Below are 20,551 nucleotides of genomic sequence, written 5' to 3'. Positions count from 1 at the left end.
GTCCGGGCCCGTCAGGCGCGGCCGTTGCCGGTGGTCGGCGGGTCGACGGCGAACAGCTGGTCCTCGACGTGGTCGAGGGCGACGCGCAGCGCGCCCATCGCCACGACCTCGGAGCCGAGCGCGGCGAGCGCCACCTCGGGGGCGCGGAGGGTGAACTGGGCGAGGCGCTCGCGCAGCGGTTCCAGGACGCCGTCGAGGCCGGCCGCCCAGCCGCCGATCACGACGAGCTGCGGGTCGATGGCGAGGACGAGCGCGGCGACGCCCTGGACCAGGCGGGTGAGGAAGCGGTCCATGGCGACCTTCGCCACCTCGTCGCCCTCCCGCGCGAGCCGCAGGACGCGGGCGACGGCGGCCTCGTCGAGCGGGTTGAGCGGCTTGCCGGTGGTGGAGAGGAGGCGCTCGGGGGTGACCTCCTGGCCGAGCAGGTGGAGGGCGCCGATCTCGCCGGCCGCCCCGCCGTGGCCGCGGTGCAGCCTGCCGTTGATGAGGGAGCCGGCGCCGGGGCTGAGGCCGGCCATGACGAAGACGACGTCGCCGGCGCCGACCGCCGCGCCCTGCCAGTGTTCGGCGATGGCGGCGAGGTTGGCGTCGTTCTCGATCAGGACGGGGCAGCGGAAGGAGCGCCGCAGCCGGGCGCCGAGGTCGAGACCGGTCCAGCCGGGCATGGCGGTGCCGAGTTGGATGGTGCCGTCGCGGTCGACGATGCCGGGGGTGCCGATGCCGACGGCCCAGAGGTTGTCGCGGGAGATGCCGGCCTTGCGCAGGACCTCGGCGACGGCGGTGCGGACGGCGGCGAGCCGGTCCTCGGCGTCCAGGGTCTCGTCGACCGGCTTGAAGTGACTGCCCACCACCTCGCCGGTGAGGTCGGCGAGGATGACGCGGATGTCGTGCACGCCGACCTCGATGCCGAGGATGTGCCCGGCCTCGGCGCGGAAGCGGAACCAGCGGGCCGGTCGGCCGCGCCGGCCGGTGCCGGGCTGGCCGTCCTCCTTGGGCTGGTCGACCTCGGCGACCAGCCCGGTTTCGACCAGACCCTCGATGACGCCCTCGACGGTCGGGCGGGAGAGCCCGGTCTCGCCGACGAGCTGAGTGAGGGTCACGGAGTGGCCGGTCCGCAGCGCCCGAAGCGTGACCGCCGCGTTGATCCGCCGCAGCAGCGAGGAGTCTCCTCCGGTGAGCCGATCCGCCAATGCGATGCCCTTCGCCGTTCGCGCGACTGCCCTGGCGCGCGGTGTCGAGTGCGCGGTGCCCACCGAATGGCCCGCGGGGGGTGTGCCACCCTCGGAACGCGGCACGGCGGCGCGGGGCCGCCTGCGCCAGGGCCGGAGGACAAGCGGAGCCTACCCGGGGGTGGGCCCGGTGGGCGAGAATCCTTGCAGCTCATCCAGGCTTCGGTATCGAAATGGTACGCATCGGGTGGTGGTGCACGACCCGGGCTTCACGGCTCGGCCACGGGCCGCCCGCCGCCGGGCCGCCGGGACCGTACCGACCAGCGGGAACGGGCGGAGAACAGCGAGCCGAGGCTCAGCCGGGAGCCGGGAGCCGGGAGCCGGGAGCCGGGAGCCGGCCGACAGGGCGCTGAGCACGGGGGAGTCGGGCACGGCCCGATGGTAGCGGCGGCTCAGGGCATCCGCGCCGCGAGCAGCCGCTGCCCGAGCAGTCCCATCGGGTGCCCGTCCTCGGGCAGCGCGAGGACGGTCGGGCAGCCGGCGGCGGTGAGGGCGGCCCGCCAGCGCTCGGCGGGGAGCGCCGGGAAGTCGGGGAAGGCGGGGGCGGCGGGGGCGGCGGGGGCGGCGGAGGAGACCGGGAAGGCAGGGGCGGCAGGGGAGACCGGGGAGCCGGCGCCGGCCTCGGCGTCCCCCGTGATCAGCAGGTCGAGCTGTTCGCCGGTGGGCGCGAGCAGCAGCAGCTGCCCGCCGGGCGCGAGCAGGTCGACCAGCTCCGGGACGGCGGTGTCCGGGTGGCCGGTCACGGTGGCGACGACGAGGTCGTAGCGGCCGCCGTCGGGCAGCTGGTGGTGGTCGGCGCCGGGGCGGGGCCGGGTGGCGAGGGCCCGGGTGACGGTGGAGTCGGCGTCGTCCTGGCCGAGTTCGAGGATGCGCAGCGGCTGTGGCCCGTCGTGGGTCTCGGCGAGGCCGCGGACCAGCGCGCCGAGGGCGGCGCCGAGGTAGCCGCGGGCGGCCGTCCAGCGGATGGGGGCGGCGGCCGGGCGGGGTGCCTCCTCGCCGGTGATCAGCCGGGGCAGCCGTAGTGCGCCGCGCCGGATCCGGTCCAGGGCGGCGACCGGGCCGAGCCCGTCGTTCCAGGTCTCGACGGCGGGCCGCCAGGCCTCCCGGACCTCGGCCGCGGTGAGTTCGGGTCGGCCGTAGTGGACGTCGTCGTGCCGGGTGATCAGGCCGTGTCGGGTGAGTGCGTCGAGCCAGCGGCCGACCCGGGGCCGCTGGGCGGGGGTGACGAGGGCGGCGGCGAGGATCTCGGCCTCGGTGTGTCCGTGCCCGGGGTCGGTGAGGACGCCGCTCTGCTGGAGGGTCAGCAGCAGTGCGGACAGGACGGCGTGGTCGAGGTGGGTGCCGAAGGCCTGGACCTGTTCGGTGGTGACGCCTATGGCGTGTTTCCAGGCGATGGCGTCGGCGGCGTCGGCGGCGGTGCGCAGTCGCCGGTCGGCGGCTTCGGCGTGGCTGTGCGGGGCGCGGACGTGGGCGAGGACGGCGCCGAGCGCGTCGACGGCGGCGTACACGTCGTCCTGCCGGGGTTCGGGGCCGACGTGCAGGACGAGCCGCAGGGCGCCGAGGTCGTGGTCGGCGAGGTCGGGGCGGCGGCTGAGGCGCCACAGCAGGGTGGAGGGGAGGCTGAGGTGGGTGGTGGCGCTGGCGGCGAGGTCGACGAGCTGTTGCTCGGGGTCCTGCCGGGGGTCGCCGCAGTGGACGGTGCCGCCGGCGAGCAGGGTGGCGAGGGCGAGTTCGACGGCGAGGTCGGTGGCGGGGTGGAGCACGGTGTGCCGGATGGGCGGCGGGCCGAGGACGCCTGCCCAGTGCCGCAGCCGCTGTTCGGCGGTGCGGGCGGCGGAGGGCGGCAGCGCGGCGTGGGCGGCGACGCGCTGGGCGAGGGTCCGGGGCAGGCCGCCTGGCGGGGAGACGCCGAGCAGCAGGCCGATGCCGCTGATCGCGCGCCCGTCGGCGACGACGGCGGGTCGGTCGCCGAGTTCGCGCAGCGCGCTGACCAGGGCGGGAGTCGTGGGCACGGTGATCACTCCGGGGTGCGGGGGAGAAACCGCACTACTGAACCACGCGGTCGGGCCGGGTGATGCCGTGCACGGGTCAAACTTCTGTAATGATTTTCATATCGGCCAGCCAAGGTGGGTGCCCGATCTCCACCCGAAGTGGTCGGAACTTCGCATTCCGGATCCGGTGTGCGACCCCTTGACAGCCGGTACGGGCGCTGGGTTACTTGGCGTGGGAGTCGTCCTGACCGAACGATCGGTTGGTGCACCCGTCCCGGCCGACCTGCGGAGGAGCGACGATGACCGGCAGCGCACCCGCCCCGAGCCCGTACGGCGAAGAGCCCGCCTGCGGTGAAGAGCCCGGCCGTGGCGAAAAGCCCGCCCGGCGCCTGGGCGAGCCGATCCCGCCCGCGCTGCTGGACGCCGGCGAGCGGATGGGCGTCGACGAGCTGCGCGCCCACCAGCTCACCCGCCTCCGGGCCACCCTGCGCCACGCGTACGACAACGTCGAGCTGTACCGCCGCAAGTTCGACGCGGCCGGCGTCGGCCCCGAGGACTGCCGCACCCTGGCCGACCTCGCCCGCTTCCCCTTCACCACCAAGGCCGACTTGCGCGAGGGCTACCCGTTTGGCATGTTCGCCGTCCCGATGGAGCAGGTCCGCCGGATCCACGCCTCCAGCGGCACCACCGGGCGCCCGGCCGTCGTCGGCTACACCGAGCACGACCTGTCGATGTGGGCCGACGTGGTCGCCCGGTCGATCCGCGCGGCCGGCGGCAGGCCCGGGCACAAGGTGCACATCGCGTACGGCTACGGGCTGTTCACCGGCGGGCTGGGCGCGCACTACGGCGCCGAGCGGGCCGGCTGCACCGTCATCCCGGCCTCCGGCGGCATGACGGCCCGGCAGGTGCAGCTGATCCAGGACTTCCGTCCCGAGATCATCATGGTCACCCCCTCCTACCTGCTCACCCTGCTCGACGAGTTCGAGAAGCAGGGCGTCGACCCGCGCAGCACCTCGCTGCGCATCGGCATCTTCGGCGCCGAGCCGTGGACGGAGGAGATGCGGCGCGAGATCGAGGACCGGCTCGACCTGCACGCCGTCGACATCTACGGCCTCTCCGAGGTGGTCGGCCCCGGCGTCGCGCAGGAGTGCGTGGAGACCAAGGACGGGCTGCACATCTGGGAGGACCACTTCTACCCGGAGATCGTGGACCCGTTCACCGACCAGGTGCTGCCCGACGGCGAGGGCGGCGAACTGGTCTTCACCTCGCTCACCAAGGAGGCGCTGCCGGTCATCCGCTACCGCACCCGCGACCTCAGCCGGCTGCTGCCCGGCACCGCGCGGCCGGCCTTCCGGCGGATGGAGAAGGTCACCGGGCGCAGCGACGACATGATCATTCTGCGTGGGGTGAACGTCTTCCCGACCCAGATCGAGGAGGTCCTGCTGCGGACCCCGGGCGTCGCGCCGCACTTCCAGCTGCGGCTCACCCGGCAGGGGCGGCTGGACCACATGACCGTCCGGGTCGAGGCGAGGCCGGACGCCCCGGCCGAGCAGCGGGCGGCGGCGCGGGAGGCGATCGTCCGGGCGGTGAAGGACGGGGTGGGCGTGACGGTCGCGGTCGAGGTGGTGGAGCCGTACGCGCTGGAACGCTCGGTCGGGAAGATCCGGCGGGTGGTCGACGAGCGGGGGTGAGGCCGGAGGGGCCCGCAGTCCTGGGGCCTGGGTGAGCGTGGGGCCCAGGGGCGTGGGGCCTGCGAGGCCGGAGGCGTAGGGCTGTCCGGGGGGTGATGCCCTACGCCTCCAGCGTCTACATCAATGTAGACGGTCAGGCGGCGGAGCGTCCAGCCGCCCTCCGCCGACGGCGCGCCCGGGCCGCCAGGCCGAGGGCGGCCACCATCAGCACCGCCAGCGCCAGGCTCACCGGGCCGGTGCCCAGCCCGAGGCCGCCCCGGTCGGCGCCCACGCCCAGCCAGTCCGCGAACGAGGCACCCAGCGGACGGGTCAGCACGTACGCCCACCAGAACCCGGCCACCGGGCCCACCCAGCGGGCCCGCGCCGCCACCGCCGGGACGGCGATCAGCACGGCGAAGCCCAGACCGGCCAGCAGGTACCCGGCGCGCAGCGTGGCCGCCGTCAGATCGCCCAGCGCCGTGCCCAGGGCGAAGGTCAGCAGCACCGCGGCCCAGTAGAACAGCTCCCGGCGCAGCCCGGTCACCCGGTCGATCGCCAGCGAGCCCTCCACCCGGTGCCAGAGCACGAACAGCGCGGCCAGCGCCACCGCCAGCCCGCCCGCCGACACCGCGTACGGCACGCCCAGCGCGACGTGCGCGACATCGGCGACCATCGTGCCGAACACGCTGACCAGCACCACCACCGCCCAGTACACCCCGGGCACGCAGCGGCGCAGCCGCAACTGGACCAGCAGCGCCACGGCGAGCAACAGCCCGGCCGCCGCAACCGCCGGCACCGGGCCGACGGTGTGCGCCAGGAAGTCCGACAGGGTCTCGCCCATACCGGTGGTCAGCACCTTCACCAGCCAGAACCAGCCGTCCACCGCCGGGACCTTGCTGGCCCCCGCCGGGGCTCCCTCGGCAGGGGTGCCCCCGGCCAGGGCGTCCGGGCGGGCCGCGACCCGTGTCATCGTCGCGGCCCGGGCCGTCGGCGTGGGGCGGGACGGGGGGGGGGGGGCAGGGCGCGCGCCCGCCGCCCCCCCCGCGCCCCGGGCACCCCCGCGGGGGGCGGGCGCGGGGGGGGGTTCCCCCACGTCCGGGCGTGGTGTCAGGCCCGGACCGCCAGGCCGTAGCGGTGCTCGGGGCGGCCGGTGTCGCCGTAGCGCAGGGTCAGCCGCAGCCGGCTGTCCCGCTCCAACTGCTTGAGGTAGCGCTGCGCCGTCGAGCGGCTCAGCCCGGTGGCGTCCGCGACCTCCTGCGCGGACAGCGGGCGGCCCGCCTGGCGCAGCACCCCCAGCACCAGATCGGTGGTGGGCGCCGAGTGCCCCTTCGGCAGCGGGCCGGCCGGGGCGGCGGCGCTGCGCAGGGTGGCGAACAGCCGGTCCACCTCGTCCTGGCCGGCCTCCCGGGCCGCCGGGCCGGCCAGCGCGTGCCGCAGCTGCGCGTACGCGACCAGCTTGTCCCGCAGGCCGGCGAAGGTGAACGGCTTGACCAGGTACTGCAGCGCGCCGTGCTGCATCGCGGCGTGCACCGTCGACACGTCCCGGGCGGCCGTCACCATCATCACGTCGCAGGCCACCTGCCGCTCCCGCAGCCGGCGCACCAGCGCCAGGCCGGTCTCGTCCGGCAGGTGGTGGTCGAGCAGCAGCAGGTCCACCGGGCGGCGCTCCAGCGCGGCCAGCGCCTCCCCGGCCGAGTGCGCGGTGCCGGTCACCCGGAAGCCCGGCACCTTGGCCACGTACGCGGCGTGCACGTCCGCGACCCGGAAGTCGTCGTCCACCACGAGTACGTCGATCATCAGGCCTCCACGAGCTGAGGGGTGAGCAGGGCCTCGGGCAGCTCGACCGTGAACCGGGCGCCGCCGAGCGGTCCCGCGTCGAGCACGATCCGGCCGCCGGTCCGTTCGACCAGCCGCCGCACCATCGCCAGCCCCAGCCCGCGCGGACGGTGCGCGGGCGCGTCCTTGCTGGTCCACCCCTCCTCGAAGACCTGCTCGCGCAGTTCCTCCGGCACGCCCGGGCCGCTGTCCGCGACCTGCAGCAGCAGCGTGGAGCCGGCCGCCGCCAGCGTCACCTCCAGCCGGCCGCCCCCACCCGCCGCGAGCGCGTCCACCGCGTTGTCGATCAGATTGCCGAGCACCGTCACCAGCGCCCGCGCGTCCACCACCGCGTCCGGCAGGTGCGCCGCCGGGGCCAGCAGCAGCCGCACCCCGCGCTCGCCCGCCACCGCCGTCTTGCCCGCCAGCAGCGCCGCGACGTGCGGATCCTGCACCTGCTCGGCGATCCGCGCCGCGACCACCGCGTGCGAACCGGACTGCTCCGAGATGAACGCCACCGCCTGCTCGTGGCGGCCCAGCTCCAGCAGGCCCAGCAGGGTGTGCATCCGGTTGGCGTGCTCGTGGTCCTGGGCGCGCAGCGCCTCGGTCAGGCTGCGGGTGGTGTCCAACTCCCGGACCAGCGACTCCAGTTCGGTCCGGTCGCGGAGTGTCACGACCGCGCCGCCCTCGGCCGTGCTCATCCGGTTGACCACCAGCACCCGGTCGTCCCGGACCGCCGGCAGGTCGGCGCCGGTGATCCGCCCGGTCAGCACGTCCGACAGCCGGCCCGGCGGCAGCACCGCGTCGATCGGCCGCCCGGTGCAGTCCTCCGGCAGGCCGAGCAGCCGCACCGCCTCGTCGTTGGCCAGCCGGATCCGGCCGCGCTCGTCCAGCGCCACCATGCCCTCGCGGATGCCGTGCAGCATCGCCTCCCGCTCCACCAGCAGCGCCGAGATGTCGGCCAGCGCGATGTTGTGGGTGCGGCGCTTCAGCCGCCGGGCCAGCGCCAGCGTGGCGACCGTCCCCGCGGCCAGGCCCGCGCCCGCGCACAGCAGGATCCCGGTGAGCATCTTCAGCAGCCGGCGGCGGATCGAGTCGTCGCTGATGCCGACCGACACCTCGCCGACGATCCGGCCGTCCGCGACCCGCAGCGGCACCTTGCCGCGCGCGGTGCGGCCCAGCGTGCCCTGCTGCATCGCGGTGACGCTGAGCCCGCTGAGCGCCGGCTCCGGGTCGGTGCTGACCCGGTGGCCGATCCGCTCCGGGTCGGTGTGCGAGAGCCGGATCCCGTCCAGGTCGGTGACCACCACGAAGCTCGCGCCGGTGGCCAGCCGGATCTGCTCGGCGTTGCGCTGCGCGGTCGCCGAGTCCCGGGCGTCGGCCGCTCGGGCGATCGCCTCGTCGGTGGCGGTGGCCTGGGCGATCGACAGCGCCCGCTGCATCGCGTCGTGGTCCAGCTCGTTGCTGACCGGGGCCAGGAACAGGCCGGCGGTCACGGTGGTGACACCGACGGTGACGACGGTCTGGCTCAGCAGCAGTTGCGCGAAGACCCGGCGGGGCCAGCGGGGCAGCTTCATCCGGGCCTCCTCTCGGCGGCTGTGGGGGCGGGTACGTCAGGGTCGGGACACCCTACGTTTCCGGCGTGTTTCTGTCAGCCGCGTCCCCGCAGTTGTAGCGGAAGCAAAAGGAGCAGAACACCCCTCAATGCGGAGAAACCGCAGTACGCCGAGAAGGCTCCCGCCCGGGCCCCGCCCGCTCCTACCTTTCCGGGGCAAGCACAGACCCGGGAGGATTGAATGAGCACAACCCCGGCGATCGAGCTGACTGGCGCGACGAAACGGTTCCGCACCCCGTCCGGGGCCCTGCACACCGCCGTCCGTGATCTCGATCTGACCGTCGCCCAAGGCGAGTTCGTCGCCGTCGTCGGGCCCACCGGCTGCGGCAAGTCCACCACGCTGACCCTGGTCAGCGGCCTGGAGGAGCCCACCGAGGGCGAGGTCCGGGTGGACGGCGAGCCGGTCCGCGGGATCCACCCCAAGGTCGGTTTCGTCTTCCAGCAGGACGCCGTCTTCCCCTGGCGCACCGTCCTGTCCAACGTGATGGCCGGCCCGCGCTTCCGCGGCGTGCCCACCGCCGAGGCCAGGGAACGGGCCCGGGACTGGCTGGGCCGCGTCGGCCTCGCCGCCTTCGAGGACCGCTACCCGCACCAGCTGTCCGGCGGCATGCGCAAGCGCGTCGCGCTCGCCCAGACCTTCGTCAACGACCCGGACATCCTGCTGATGGACGAGCCGTTCTCGGCGCTGGACGTGCAGACCCGCGCCCTGATGTCCGACCAGCTGCTGGAGCTGTGGGCCGGGACCAGGTCCTCCGGGAACGCCGCGTCGGTCGTCTTCGTCACCCACGACCTGGACGAGGCCATCGCGCTCGCCGACCGGGTCGTCGTCATGACGGCCGGACCGGCCACCGTCAAGGAGATCTTCACCGTCGACCTGCCACGACCGCGCACCGTGGAGGCCGTCCGGCTGGAACCGAGGTTCGTCGAGCTGTACCGCGAGATCTGGGCCTCGCTCGGCGAAGAGGTGCGCATCACCCGGGAGAGAGGAGCGGGTCGTGCCGCTTGAGACCGCGTCGGCCGTCGCCGACAAGCCCCCGGCGGCCGCCCCCGCCAGCCGTACCGAGGCCCGCGAACGGGCCGCCCGCAATCGGAGGCTGACCGTCTACGGGGCCCGGGTCGCGGTCCTGGTCGCCTTCCTCGGACTGTGGGAGGTCTGCGCCCGCACCGACGTCATCGACCCGTTCAACTTCTCGCAGCCGTCGAAGATCTGGGACCAGATCTGGCAGTGGATCACCCACGGCACCGCGCAGGGCTCGCTCGGCGAACAGATCGGCTACACCCTCTACGAGGCCCTCACCGGCTGGGTGATCGGCGTCATCTGCGGTGTGCTGCTCGGCATCGCGCTCGGCCGGGTCCGCTTCCTGGCCGACGTGTTCGGGCCCTACATCAAGGTGCTCAACGCGATCCCGCGGATCGTGCTCGCCCCGATCTTCCTGATCTGGTTCGGCCTCGGCCCGGCCTCCAAGGTCGCCTCCGCCGTCGTCCTGGTGTTCTTCCCGGTGTTCTTCAACGCCTTCCAAGGCGCCCGCGAGGTGGACCGCAACCTCGTCTCCAACGCCCGCATCCTCGGCGCCGACGGTCGCAAGGTCACCCTCCAGGTGGTCATCCCCGCCGCCACCACCTGGATCTTCACCAGCCTGCACGTCAGCTTCGGCTTCGCCCTGATCGGGGCCATCGTCGGCGAGTACATCGGCGCCACCAAGGGCCTCGGGCTGCTCGTCGCCGCCGCCCAGGGCACCTTCAACGCGGCCGGCGTGTACGCCGCCATGACCATCCTCGCCGTCGTGGCGCTGCTCACCGAGGGGCTGCTGACCTTCGCCGAGAAGAAGCTGTTCCGCTGGAAGCCCGCCGACGCGGGCGACGGCCGCTGAATCCCCTGCGTCGCTGAACCGTCCTGCGTCGCTGAACCCCCACGCTCCTGCGTCGCGAACCCCCCGCGCCGCTGAACCCCCTTGTGCCGCTGATCCCCCCTCGCAGAGAGAGGCACCCCCCACCCATGCGCCCGAACCCGATCGGCAGATCCACCGCGGCCGCCCTCGCCGCCGTCCTGCTCCTCCCGCTCGCCGCCTGCGCCAACGACGCCGCCACGACCACCCACGGCGCCGCCGCCCCGGCCGGCCGGCAGGTCGACGGGCCCAAGGTCAAGATCATGGTCGGTGGCCTGGACAAGGTCATCTACCTGCCCGCGATGCTCACCCAGCGGCTCGGCTTCTTCGCCGACGCCGGCGTCAACGTCGAGCTGATGAGCGAGCCCGCCGGCGTCAACGCCACCACCGCGCTGCTCGCCGGCGACGTCCAGGGCGCCGTCGGCTTCTACGACCACACCATCGACCTCCAGGCCAAGGGCAAGATCGTCGAGTCCGTGGTGCAGTTCTCCCAGGCCCCCGGCGAGGTCGAACTCGTCTCCACCAAGCAGGCCGACGCCATCAAGTCCGGCGCCGACTTCAAGGGCAAGAAGCTCGGCGTCACCAGCATCGGTTCCTCCACCGACTTCCTCACCAAGTACCTCGCCGTCAAGAACGGCACCGCCGTCAGCGAGTTCAGCCCGATCGCGGTCGGCGCGGGCCAGACCTTCATCGCCGCGCTCCAACAGGGCAGCATCGACGGCGGGATGACCACCGACCCGACCGTCGCCAACGTCCTCGACAAGGGCCTCGGCAAGATCCTCTACGACATGCGCACCCCCGAGGGCTCCCGCGACGCCCTCGGCGGCCTCTACCCGTCGTCCTCGCTCTACATGAACACCGACTGGGTGGAGAAGAACAAGGACACCACCCAGAAGCTCGCCAACGCCTTCGTCAAGACCCTCAAGTGGATGTCCACGCACAGCCCCGAGGAGATCGCCGCGAAGATGCCCGCCGACTACGCGCAGGGCGGCGCCGAGCAGTACGCGGCCGCGATCAAGGCGACCCTGCCGATGTTCACCACCGACGGGGTGATGCCGGCCGACGGCCCCAAGACCGTCCTCGCCGTCCTCGCCGCCTTCCACCCGGACGTCAAGGGCAAGGAGGGCACCATCGACCTCTCCCGCACCTACACCACCGAGTTCGTCGGCAAGGCCGTCACCGGCTGAGCCGACACCCGACGTGACGGCCTCGCGCACCTCCGTGGACAGCAGGCGCGGGGCCGCCCGCGCGCTCCGGTCCCGCGCTCACCCCCACGGGCGCGGGGCCGCCCGCGCTCCCGACCTGCTGAAGACTCTGCCGTCCCGCCGCCGTCCCGCTACCGGCCCCGCACCGAGAGCACGTCCATCCGCGACGGTGTCCCCGCCGCCTTGCCGCAGCTCTCCGGACGCGCCGGCTCGCTCACCGCCTCGATCACGTCCACCTCCCAGGCCCGGCCGTCCTGGTGCAGCACCGAGACCAGCCAACGGCCCGCGCCGTCCGGCCGCTGGGACAGCGTCAGCGCGTCCACCCCGGTCTCCCCGGTCGCCAGCCGCACCGCGTGCTCGGCCGCCTGACCCGGACGCTCCCAGCCCGAACAGCCCCGCGACCAGGCCGGCACCATGTGCCCGGCCGCCGTCGCCGCCAGCACCTCCTTGGCCGCCTCCGCCGTCAGCCGCCCGTACGCGTAGCCGTACGGCAGCACCAGCATCGTGGGGGAGAAGCGGTGCCCGCCCAGGTGCGTCACCTCCCACACCTCGCTGTGCCCGGCCGCCGCCAGCTCCGCCGCCAACGGGCGGCCCAGCAGCGCGCAACAGCGGTCCCGCCGCCCGTTGGTGCACACCAGCGCCAACGGGCCGCCGACGTGCTCCACCCCGAAACCGCCGTGGTCGCCGACGCCCAGCGCCGCGAAGTCCAGCTCCAGCAGCTCCGCCGGATCGGCCACCTCCGCCCGGCGCACCCAGCCGCGACCCGGCACCGTGTGCGCCACGACCACCTCGTGCCGCGCCGTCGGCAGGCAGTCCGCGTGCCGCCCCGGCCGCCGGATCAGCGCCACCCGCACCCCGGTGCCCGCCGCGGCCGCGTCCAGCGCCCGCCCTGTCGCCGGGTCCAGGTGGCTCTCCCCGAGTGCCTTCGCGCCCCACGGCCCGTTCTGCTCCACCAGCAGCCAGGTGGTCGCCACCGCGGCGGTGGCGGTCAGCGGCTCCGACAGTTCACGCGACAACGTCGCACAGGTGCTCACCCGGGCAAGGCTACCCTCGGCACCCGCCGTGCCCCCGAACGACGGAGAGGGGTGCCGGACGGCTCCGGCACCCCTCCTCCACGACGCCTGCGCCCTACGCCGGTCCGGCCACCACCGCGATCGGCGCCGTCACCGGCGTGCCCGAACCGTCACGGCGCGGGTCGCGCTCCGGCAGGTCCACCGGCGCGCCCTTGTCGGACGCCGCCCGGGCCGGGGCCACGCCCGCCCAGGCGAACGTCAGACCGTCCTCGCCGCGCAGGAACCGCTGGCAGCGCACGCCGCCCGTCGCCCGGCCCTTGCGCGGGTACTGCTCGAACGGCGTCACCTTCCACGACGTCTGCTCCTCGCCGGCCAGCGTCCCCGACGCCCCCGCCACCGAGACCACCACCGCGTCCGCCGCCGGATCCACCGCCGTGAACGACAGCACCCGCGCCCCGTCGGACAGCTTGATCCCCGCCATGCCGCCCGCCGGACGGCCCTGCGGGCGCACCTGGCCCGCCGGATAGCGCAGCAGCTGCGCGTCCGAAGCGATGAAGACCAAGTCCTCCTCGCCGGTGCGCAGTTCGACCGCGCCCACCAGCTCGTCACCCTCCTTGAGGGTGATCACCTCGAACTCGTCCTTGTTCGCCGGCCACTCCGGCACCACCCGCTTCACCACGCCCTGCACCGTGCCCAGCGCCAGCCCCGGCGAGGACTCGTCCAACGTGGTCAGCGCCAGCGCCCGCTCCCCGGCCTCCAGCCGCAGGAACTCGCCCACCGCGGCCCCGCCGGCCAGCGTCGGCGACGGCGTCGGCGGCAGTGCCGGCAGATCGATCACCGGCAGCCGCAGCACCCGGCCCGCCGACGTCACCACACCCACGTCCGCCCGCGCCGTCGCCGGCACCGCCGACACGATCACGTCGTGCTTCGAGCGCTTCTCCGACAGCTCGAACGGCTCCCCGTCCGCCGTCCGCGCCAGCAGGCCCGTCGACGACAGCAGCACCCGGCACGGGTCGTCCGCCACCTCCAGCGGCACTGACAGCGCCGCCGACGGCGCCGCCCCCGCCTCCAGCAGCACCGTCCGCCGCTCCGTCCCGAACTGCTTCGCCACCGCGCCGAGTTCGGACGACACCACGCTGCGCAGCCGGGAGTCGGAGTCCAGGATCTCGGTCAGCTCCGCGATCTCCGCGTTCAGCTTCGCCTTCTCCTGCTCCAGCTCCACCCGGTCGAACCGGGTCAGCCGCCGCAGCGGAGTGTCCAGGATGTACGCCGTCTGCGTGTCCGACAGCGAGAAGCGCTCCATCAGGCGCTCCTTCGCCTGCCCCGCGTTGTCACTCGACCGGATGATCGCGATGACCTCGTCGATGTCGAGCAGCGCGACCAGCAGACCGTCGACCAGGTGCAGCCGCTCCTCCCGCTTGCGCCGGCGGAAGTCGCTGCGCCGCCGCACCACGGTGAACCGGTGGTCGACGTAGACCTCCAGCAGCTCCTTCAGCCCCAGCGTCAGCGGCTGGCCGTCCACCAGCGCCACGTTGTTGATGCCGAAGGTCTCCTCCATCGGCGTCAGCTTGTACAGCTGCTCCAGCAGCGCCTCCGGCACGAAGCCGTTCTTCACCTCGATCACCAGCCGCAGCCCGTGCTCGCGGTCGGTCAGGTCCTTGACGTCCGCGATGCCCTGCAGCTTCTTCGCGTTGACCAGGTCCTTGATCTTCGAAATGACCTTCTCCGGGCCGACGTTGTACGGCAGCTCGGTCACCACGATGCCCTTGCGGCGCGCCGTCACCGCCTCCACCGTCGTGGTCGCCCGGATCTTGAACGTGCCGCGGCCCGACTCGTACGCGTCCCGGATCCCCGACAGGCCCACGATCCGCCCGCCCGTCGGCAGGTCCGGACCGGGCACGAACCGCATCAGCGTGTCCAGGTCCGCGGTCGGGTGCTTGATCAGGTGCCGGGCCGCCGCCACCACCTCGGACAGGTTGTGCGGCGGCATGTTCGTCGCCATGCCGACCGCGATGCCCGTCGCGCCGTTCACCAGCAGGTTCGGGAACGCCGCCGGCAGCGCCAACGGCTCCTGCTCGCTGCCGTCGTAGTTCGGACCGAAGTCGACGGTGTCCTCGTGGATCGACTCCACCATCGCCATCGACGCCGCCGTCAGCCGCGACTCCGTGTAGCGCATCGCCGCCGGCGGGTCGTCGTTGCCCAGCGAACCGAAGTTCCCGTGCCCGTCGATCAGCGGCAGCCGCATCGAGAACGGCTGCGCCATCCGGACGACCGAGTCGTAGATCGACGCGTCGCCGTGCGGGTGCAGCCGGCCCATCACCTCGCCCACCACACGGGCGCACTTCACGTGCGCGCGGTCCGGCCGCAGGCCCATCTCGTTGGCCTGGTACAGGATCCGGCGGTGCACCGGCTTCAGACCGTCCCGCGCGTCCGGAAGCGCACGCGAGTAGATCACCGAGTAGGCGTACTCCAGGAAGGAGCCCTGCATCTCGTCCACGACGTCGACATCGAGGATCCGCTCCTCGAAGTCTCCGGGCGGCGGGGTCTGCGAACTGCGGCGGGCCATCGCGGCGGGGCTCCCTTACGTCTCGCTTGCTGTGTCTCGGTCAGTCTCTGACGTCCATCCACCGACCCCCGTCAACAGGGCTCGGCGCCCCCATTGTGGACCCTCGCGCCGACACTCCCGGCCAGCGCCCCTCTTCCGCCCCTGGCGAACGCCCCGTCTGCGCGGGACACGAACACGCCCCCCGCGCGTTGCACCACAATGGGGGACGCCACACGAACCCCGACATCGACGACGGGAAGGACCCGAGCGCATGGCCAACCCGGCCCCCGCATCCGCCTCCACCGGAGGACATGGCGCTGCCATCGCCATCACCGAGCACCGCCTGGCCAACGGCCTGCGCGTCGTCCTCTCCGAGGACCACCTCACCCCGGTCGCCGCGGTCTGCCTCTGGTACGACGTGGGCTCCCGGCATGAGGTCAAGGGCCGCACCGGCCTCGCCCACCTCTTCGAGCACCTCATGTTCCAGGGCTCCGCCAACGTCTCCAACAACGGGCACTTCGAGCTCGTCCAGGGCGCCGGCGGCTCGCTCAACGGCACCACCAGCTTCGAGCGCACCAACTACTTCGAGACCATGCCCGCCCACCAGCTGGAGCTCGCCCTCTGGCTGGAGGCCGACCGCATGGGCTCGCTGCTCGCCGCCCTCGACGAGACGTCCATGGAGAACCAGCGCGACGTCGTCAAGAACGAGCGCCGCCAGCGCTACGACAACGTCCCCTACGGCACCGCCTTCGAGAAGCTCACCGCGCTCTCGTTCCCCGACGGCCACCCGTACCACCACACCCCGATCGGCTCCATGGCCGACCTCGACGCCGCCACCCTCGACGACGCCCGCGCGTTCTTCCGCACCTACTACGCGCCCAACAACGCCGTCCTCACCGTCGTCGGCGACATCGACCCCGAGCAGACCATCGCCTGGGTCGAGAAGTACTTCGGCAGCATCCCCTCCCACGACGGCAAGCAGCCGCCGCGCTCCGGCGAACTCCCCGACACCATCGGCAGCGAACTGCGCGAGCACGTCCACGAGGACGTCCCCTCCCGCGCCCTGATGGCCGCCTACCGCCTCCCGCACGACGGCACCCGCGACGCCGACGCCGCCGACCTCGCCCTCACCATCCTCGGCAGCGGCGAGTCCAGCCGCCTCTACAACCGGCTCGTCCGCCGCGACCGCACCGCCGTCGCCGCCGGCTTCGGCCTGCTCCGCCTCGCCGGCGCCCCCAGCCTCGGCTGGCTCGACGTCAAGACCTCCGGCGACGCCACCATCGAGCAGATCGACGCCGCCGTCGACGAGGAACTCGCCCGTTTCGCCGCCGAAGGCCCCACCCCCGAGGAACTCGAACGGGCCCAGGCCCAGATCGAGCGCGAATGGCTCGACCGGCTCACCACCGTCGCCGGCCGCGCCGACGAACTCTGCCGCTACGCCGTCCTGTTCGGTGACCCCAAGCTCCTGAACGACGCCCTCCCCAAGGTCCTCGACATCACCGCCGAGGAGGTCCAGGCCGTCGCCAAGGCCCGGCTCCACCCCGACAACCGGGCCGTCCTCGTCTACGAGCCCACCACGGCCGACGACACCGACGCCCCCGCCGCCACCGATGAGGAGGGTGCCGCCGCATGAGCACCGACTACGTCCCCGCCATGACGTTCCACCCCCAGCCCGAGCCCGGCACCCCCGGCCCCTGGGCCTTCCCCGCCCCCGAGCGCGCCGCCCTCGGCAACGGCATCACCGTCCTGCACTGCCACCGGCCCGGCCAGCAGCTCGTCGCCGTCGAGGTCCTCCTCGACGCCCCGCTCGCCGCCGAACCCGACGGCCTCGACGGCATCGCCGCCATCCTCGCCCGCGCCCTCAGCGAAGGCACCGATACCCTCACCGCCGAGGAGTACGCCGCCGAACTCGAACGCGCCGGCGCCACCCTCGACGCCCACGCCGACCACCCCTGCATCCGCGTCTCCCTGGAGGTCCCCGCCTCCCGCCTGCAGCGCGGCCTCTCCCTGCTCGCCGACGCCCTGCGCGCCCCCGCCCTCCCCGAGGACGAGATCGAGCGCCTCGTCGCCAACCGCCTCGACGAGATCGTCCACGAGCAGGCCAACCCCGCGCGGCGCGCCGCCAAGGCCCTCTACGCCGAGCTCTTCGACGGCGCCGACCGCCTCTCCCGGCCCCGCAGCGGCACCGCCGACACGGTCAAGGCCATCGACCGGGCCGCCGTCAAGGCCTTCTACGACGCCCACGTGCGCCCCGCCACCGCCACCGTCGTCGTGGTCGGCGACCTCACCGGCACCGACCTGCCCGCCCTCCTGGAGAGCACCCTCGGCGCCTGGACCGGCAACACGGCCGAACCCTCCGCCCACGCCCCCGTCACCGCCGACGACCGCGGCCGCGTCGTCATCGTCGACCGCCCCGGCTCCGTCCAGACCCAACTCCTCATCGGCCGCATCGGCCCCGACCGCCACGACCCCCTCTGGGCCGCCCAGATCCTCGGCACCTACTGCCTCGGCGGCACCCTCACCTCCCGCCTCGACCGCGTCCTGCGGGAGGAGAAGGGCTACACCTACGGCGTCCGCTCCTTCGCCCAGCCGCTGCGCTCCGCCGCCGACGGCAGCGGCCGCTCGCTGCTCGCCATCAGCGGCTCGGTGGACACCGCCTCCACCGCCCCGGCGCTCGCCGACACCTGGACCATCCTGCGCACCCTCGCCGCCGAGGGCCTCACCGACGCCGAGCGCGACGAGGCCGTGCAGTTCCTGGTCGGCGTCGCCCCGCTGAAGTACGAGACCGCGGGCTCGGTCGCCGGCACCCTGGCCGACCAGGTCGAGCAGTACCTCGCGGACGACTACCAGGCCGAGGTCTACCGGCAGCTCGCCGAACTGCCCACCGCCGCCGCCACCGAGGCCGTCGTCGCCGCCTTCCCGCCGGACCGCCTGGTCACCGTGCTGGTCGGCGACGCCTCCGTCATCGCCGACGACGTGCGGGCCCTCGGCATCGGCGAGGTCACCGTCGTCAGCTGACCCCGCGGTTCCCGTGCGGCCCGGTGGAGCACCCGCTCCGCCGGGCCGTCGCGTTGTTAAATCCGTTGCGGGCCAGCGGCGTTCCGTGGATAGATATCCCCGGCACAGACGGACGAACGACGACGAACGACGACGAACGAAGGGAGGCGGTCACCATGCGGGTCGAGCGAGCCATACGCCGACGCTCCCCAAGGCCGTCCTCCCCCTGTGCCCAGGGCGCCTGAGCCCCACCCCCGAACTTCCCCGAGCCGCACCGGGCTTCTTCGCGCGGCACCCCCTTCCCCGAACCACCCGACCGCTGGAGGTCGTTCAACCATGACGTACACCGAGGTGCCCGGAATCCGGGTCCCGATCCGGATGTGGACCGACCCGGCCACCGTCGAGGGCCAGGCCCTGCAGCAGCTGCGCAACATCAGCTCCCTGCCCTGGCTGCACGGCCTCGCCGTGATGCCCGACGTCCACCTGGGCAAGGGCGCGACCGTCGGCTCCGTCATCGCCATGAAGGGCGCCGTCTGCCCGGCGGCGGTCGGCGTCGACATCGGCTGCGGCATGAGCGCGGTGAAGACCTCCCTCACCGCCGAGGACCTCCCCGACGACCTGTCCCGCCTCCGCTCCAAGATCGAGCAGGCCATCCCGGTCGGCCGCGGCCTCCACACCGACCCCGTCGACCCCACCAAGCTGCACGGCCTCCGAACGGCGGGCTGGGACGACTTCTGGCACCGCTTCGACGGCGTGGCCGGGGAGGTCAAGTGGCGCCGCGAGCGGGCGATGCAGCAGATGGGGACGCTCGGGGGAGGGAATCACCACATTGAACTATGTGTCGATGATAAGAAAAGTGTTTGGCTGACGCTGCATTCCGGTTCTCGTGGAATCGGCAAGGAACTGGCCGAGTACCACATGGGTGTGGCCCGGTCGCTGCCGCACAACCAGGGGCTGATCGACCGTGACCTCGCGGTGTTCATCTCGGAGACCCCGCAGATGGCGGCCTACCGGCAGGACCTGTTCTGGGCGCAGGAATACGCGCTGCACAACCGCTCGATCATGATGGCTCTCTTCAAGGACGTCGTACGCCGCGAGCTCCCGAAGGCGAAGGTGACCTTCGAGGACGAGATCAGCTGCCACCACAACTACGTGGCGGAGGAGCGGTACGACGGCCAGGACCTGCTGGTGACCCGCAAGGGCGCGATTCGCGCCCGGACCGGCGACTACGGCATCATCCCGGGGTCCATGGCCACCGGTTCGTACATCGTGCGTGGGCTGGGCAACGAGGCGTCGTTCAACTCGGCCTCGCACGGTGCCGGCCGCAAGATGAGCCGCAGCGCGGCGAAGAAGCGGTTCTCCACGCAGGACTTGGTGGAGCAGACCAAGGGCGTGGAGTGCCGCAAGGACAGCGGCGTCGTGGACGAGATCCCGGGCGCGTACAAGTCGATCGAGAAGGTCATGGCACAGCAGACCGATCTCGTCGAGCCGATCGCCCACCTCATGCAGGTCGTCTGCGTCAAGGGGTGATCGAATGAGGCGGCCCCCGACGAAGCCGGGGGCCGCCTTCACCGCTGCGGAAAGACTCTCGGACGTTTGGGGCCGACAAGTCGCCAGTGACGGACCTTGCAGCTCTTGAGCGTTCGCCCCAAGTGCGCGGAGGCCGTCTCCATGCTTGGTGCGGTGAGGATCACCTCGTCCTCCTCCGGGGTCCAGCTGCGCCGAGGGGGTGCGAATCCCATGGTCGATGGACGAACCCACCCGCTGACTCGATCGGCACCGGCCTGCTTGCGGAGCAGCGCCAGGCAGCCCGGGTAGTAGAGGTCGGTGGCCAGGGCCACGGCGGCCTCGTTGAGGAAGAGGATGTTGTAGATGTTGTCGCGTTTGTTGCGGTTGAGCTTGCGCCGGGCCCCGCAGAGGCGTTCTGCATAGAGGGCAGTGAAGGCGGCCGTCGCGTCGCTCTTGGTGGCCAGGCCGACGAAGGGCAGTTCCTTGGACGTGAGGCCCACCGAGCCGTCGGCGTCGATGAGGCCGCGCAGGTAGTCGCGCTCGGAGAACGGCACCGTCGGCGGTGCGATGATCTCGGACTTCCGCCCCACCGGCAGGCCGAGGTCCCGCAGTTCCTCGCGGAATTCGCGGGCGCAGACGGTCCACATCGCCGAGGTGTGCTCCGCTTTGAAGTTCGTGCTGCGCGTCCGGTACCGGATGCTGCTGTTGTACGGGCAGAGCCGCTGGAACTCCTCCAGGATGGGCGCGTCGCGCGCGGAGAGTTCCACGGAGAGCCGGCCGCGGTTGCGGGACTGCTCGGTGAGGTGTCCGTCCGCCTGGAGGAAGGCGAACATGTAGGCGTGCTGGGGTCGTTCGAGGTCGAAGAATGTCATGCGGTGAGCGTCTGTGCGATCGATCGCCGAAGGAGCGCGATCGCTCGCCAGTTCGCTCAATGGTGTGGATACGATCGATTCCGCGAACAGAAGCGGGCCGCCGCGGTGGAGGAGGCCGGGGCGGGGGGTGGGGGGGGGGGGGGCGCGCGCCCCCCCGCGGCCCGGGCGGGCCGGCCGGGCGGGCCGTGGGGGGGGGGGCCCTGG

The 20,551-nt window shown here is 73.1% G+C and carries 15 protein-coding genes; 7 read left to right on the top strand and 8 right to left on the bottom strand.

Going from position 1 to position 20,551, the window contains the following annotated elements; all coding sequences use genetic code 11:
• Window positions 1–11: 11 nt before the first annotated feature.
• Both ACFV61_RS15280 and ACFV61_RS15275 read right to left on the bottom strand, forming a co-directional pair.
• Window positions 12–1,190, bottom strand: a complete 1,179-nt coding sequence (locus tag ACFV61_RS15280) for an ROK family protein (protein ID WP_063346257.1) — start codon at window positions 1,188–1,190, stop codon at window positions 12–14.
• A 431-nt stretch (window positions 1,191–1,621) separates the two neighbouring features.
• On the bottom strand, window positions 1,622–3,241 hold the full coding sequence (locus ACFV61_RS15275) for a hypothetical protein (protein ID WP_380492011.1): 1,620 nt from the start codon (window positions 3,239–3,241) through the stop codon (window positions 1,622–1,624).
• Between the two features lie 413 nt (window positions 3,242–3,654).
• On the opposite strand from ACFV61_RS15275, the gene paaK reads away from it, so the two are divergent.
• Entirely contained in the window at window positions 3,655–4,911 is a 1,257-nt protein-coding gene (gene paaK, locus ACFV61_RS15270) for a phenylacetate--CoA ligase PaaK (RefSeq protein ID WP_363376567.1), read from the top strand.
• Between the two features lie 133 nt (window positions 4,912–5,044).
• Here paaK and ACFV61_RS15265 read toward each other — a convergent pair whose 3' ends face one another.
• From ACFV61_RS15265 to ACFV61_RS15255, 3 genes are all read right to left on the bottom strand, one after another.
• Complete coding sequence (locus ACFV61_RS15265) at window positions 5,045–5,860, bottom strand: hypothetical protein (protein WP_380492009.1); 816 nt, start codon at window positions 5,858–5,860, stop codon at window positions 5,045–5,047.
• A 137-nt stretch (window positions 5,861–5,997) separates the two neighbouring features.
• Window positions 5,998–6,687 carry a response regulator gene (locus ACFV61_RS15260; RefSeq protein ID WP_063349364.1) on the bottom strand — a complete coding sequence of 230 codons (690 nt, stop codon included), beginning with the start codon at window positions 6,685–6,687 and terminating at the stop codon, window positions 5,998–6,000.
• A complete protein-coding gene (locus ACFV61_RS15255; RefSeq protein ID WP_380492007.1) occupies window positions 6,687–8,282 on the bottom strand; it encodes an ATP-binding protein in 1,596 nt (531 codons plus the stop codon). The genes ACFV61_RS15260 and ACFV61_RS15255 overlap by 1 nt, the downstream gene beginning before the upstream one ends.
• A 219-nt stretch (window positions 8,283–8,501) precedes the next feature.
• Here ACFV61_RS15255 and ACFV61_RS15250 point away from each other — a divergent pair, with 219 nt between their 5' ends.
• The 3 genes from ACFV61_RS15250 to ACFV61_RS15240 all read left to right on the top strand — a co-directional run bounded on the left by ACFV61_RS15250 (window position 8,502) and on the right by ACFV61_RS15240 (window position 11,393).
• The gene (locus ACFV61_RS15250) at window positions 8,502–9,326 is read left to right on the top strand and encodes an ABC transporter ATP-binding protein (protein WP_063349366.1); all 825 of its coding nucleotides are present in this window, start codon (window positions 8,502–8,504) and stop codon (window positions 9,324–9,326) included.
• A complete protein-coding gene (locus tag ACFV61_RS15245) occupies window positions 9,316–10,191 on the top strand; it encodes an ABC transporter permease (protein ID WP_063349367.1) in 876 nt (291 codons plus the stop codon). Before ACFV61_RS15250 ends, ACFV61_RS15245 begins: the two co-directional genes overlap by 11 nt.
• Before the next feature lie 125 nt (window positions 10,192–10,316).
• Window positions 10,317–11,393 carry an ABC transporter substrate-binding protein gene (locus ACFV61_RS15240; protein ID WP_380492005.1) on the top strand — a complete coding sequence of 359 codons (1,077 nt, stop codon included), beginning with the start codon at window positions 10,317–10,319 and terminating at the stop codon, window positions 11,391–11,393.
• A 149-nt stretch (window positions 11,394–11,542) separates the two neighbouring features.
• On the opposite strand, the gene ACFV61_RS15235 is transcribed toward ACFV61_RS15240, so the two are convergent.
• Entirely contained in the window at window positions 11,543–12,445 is a 903-nt protein-coding gene (locus ACFV61_RS15235) for a sucrase ferredoxin (protein ID WP_363374274.1), read from the bottom strand.
• A 94-nt stretch (window positions 12,446–12,539) separates the two neighbouring features.
• Complete coding sequence (locus ACFV61_RS15230) at window positions 12,540–14,990, bottom strand: DNA topoisomerase (ATP-hydrolyzing) subunit A (RefSeq protein WP_380492003.1); 2,451 nt, start codon at window positions 14,988–14,990, stop codon at window positions 12,540–12,542.
• A gap of 250 nt (window positions 14,991–15,240) precedes the next feature.
• On the opposite strand from ACFV61_RS15230, the gene ACFV61_RS15225 reads away from it, so the two are divergent.
• The 3 genes from ACFV61_RS15225 to ACFV61_RS15215 all read left to right on the top strand — a co-directional run bounded on the left by ACFV61_RS15225 (window position 15,241) and on the right by ACFV61_RS15215 (window position 19,496).
• Window positions 15,241–16,602, top strand: a complete 1,362-nt coding sequence (locus ACFV61_RS15225; RefSeq protein ID WP_063349371.1) for a pitrilysin family protein — start codon at window positions 15,241–15,243, stop codon at window positions 16,600–16,602.
• A 20-nt stretch (window positions 16,603–16,622) separates the two neighbouring features.
• Window positions 16,623–17,987 carry a M16 family metallopeptidase gene (locus tag ACFV61_RS15220; protein WP_380492015.1) on the top strand — a complete coding sequence of 455 codons (1,365 nt, stop codon included), beginning with the start codon at window positions 16,623–16,625 and terminating at the stop codon, window positions 17,985–17,987.
• Between the two features lie 315 nt (window positions 17,988–18,302).
• Window positions 18,303–19,496 carry an RtcB family protein gene (locus ACFV61_RS15215; RefSeq protein WP_380492001.1) on the top strand — a complete coding sequence of 398 codons (1,194 nt, stop codon included), beginning with the start codon at window positions 18,303–18,305 and terminating at the stop codon, window positions 19,494–19,496.
• Between the two features lie 38 nt (window positions 19,497–19,534).
• On the opposite strand, the gene ACFV61_RS15210 is transcribed toward ACFV61_RS15215, so the two are convergent.
• Window positions 19,535–20,347 carry an LAGLIDADG family homing endonuclease gene (locus ACFV61_RS15210; protein ID WP_380426791.1) on the bottom strand — a complete coding sequence of 271 codons (813 nt, stop codon included), beginning with the start codon at window positions 20,345–20,347 and terminating at the stop codon, window positions 19,535–19,537.
• Between the last annotated feature and the right edge of the window lie 204 nt (window positions 20,348–20,551).

This window comes from Kitasatospora sp. NPDC059817, from assembly GCF_042731835.1.
Taxonomy (GTDB): domain Bacteria; phylum Actinomycetota; class Actinomycetes; order Streptomycetales; family Streptomycetaceae; genus Kitasatospora.
The sequence above is the reverse complement of the archived record's forward strand: the minus strand, read 5'-3'. Positions and strand labels throughout refer to the sequence as shown.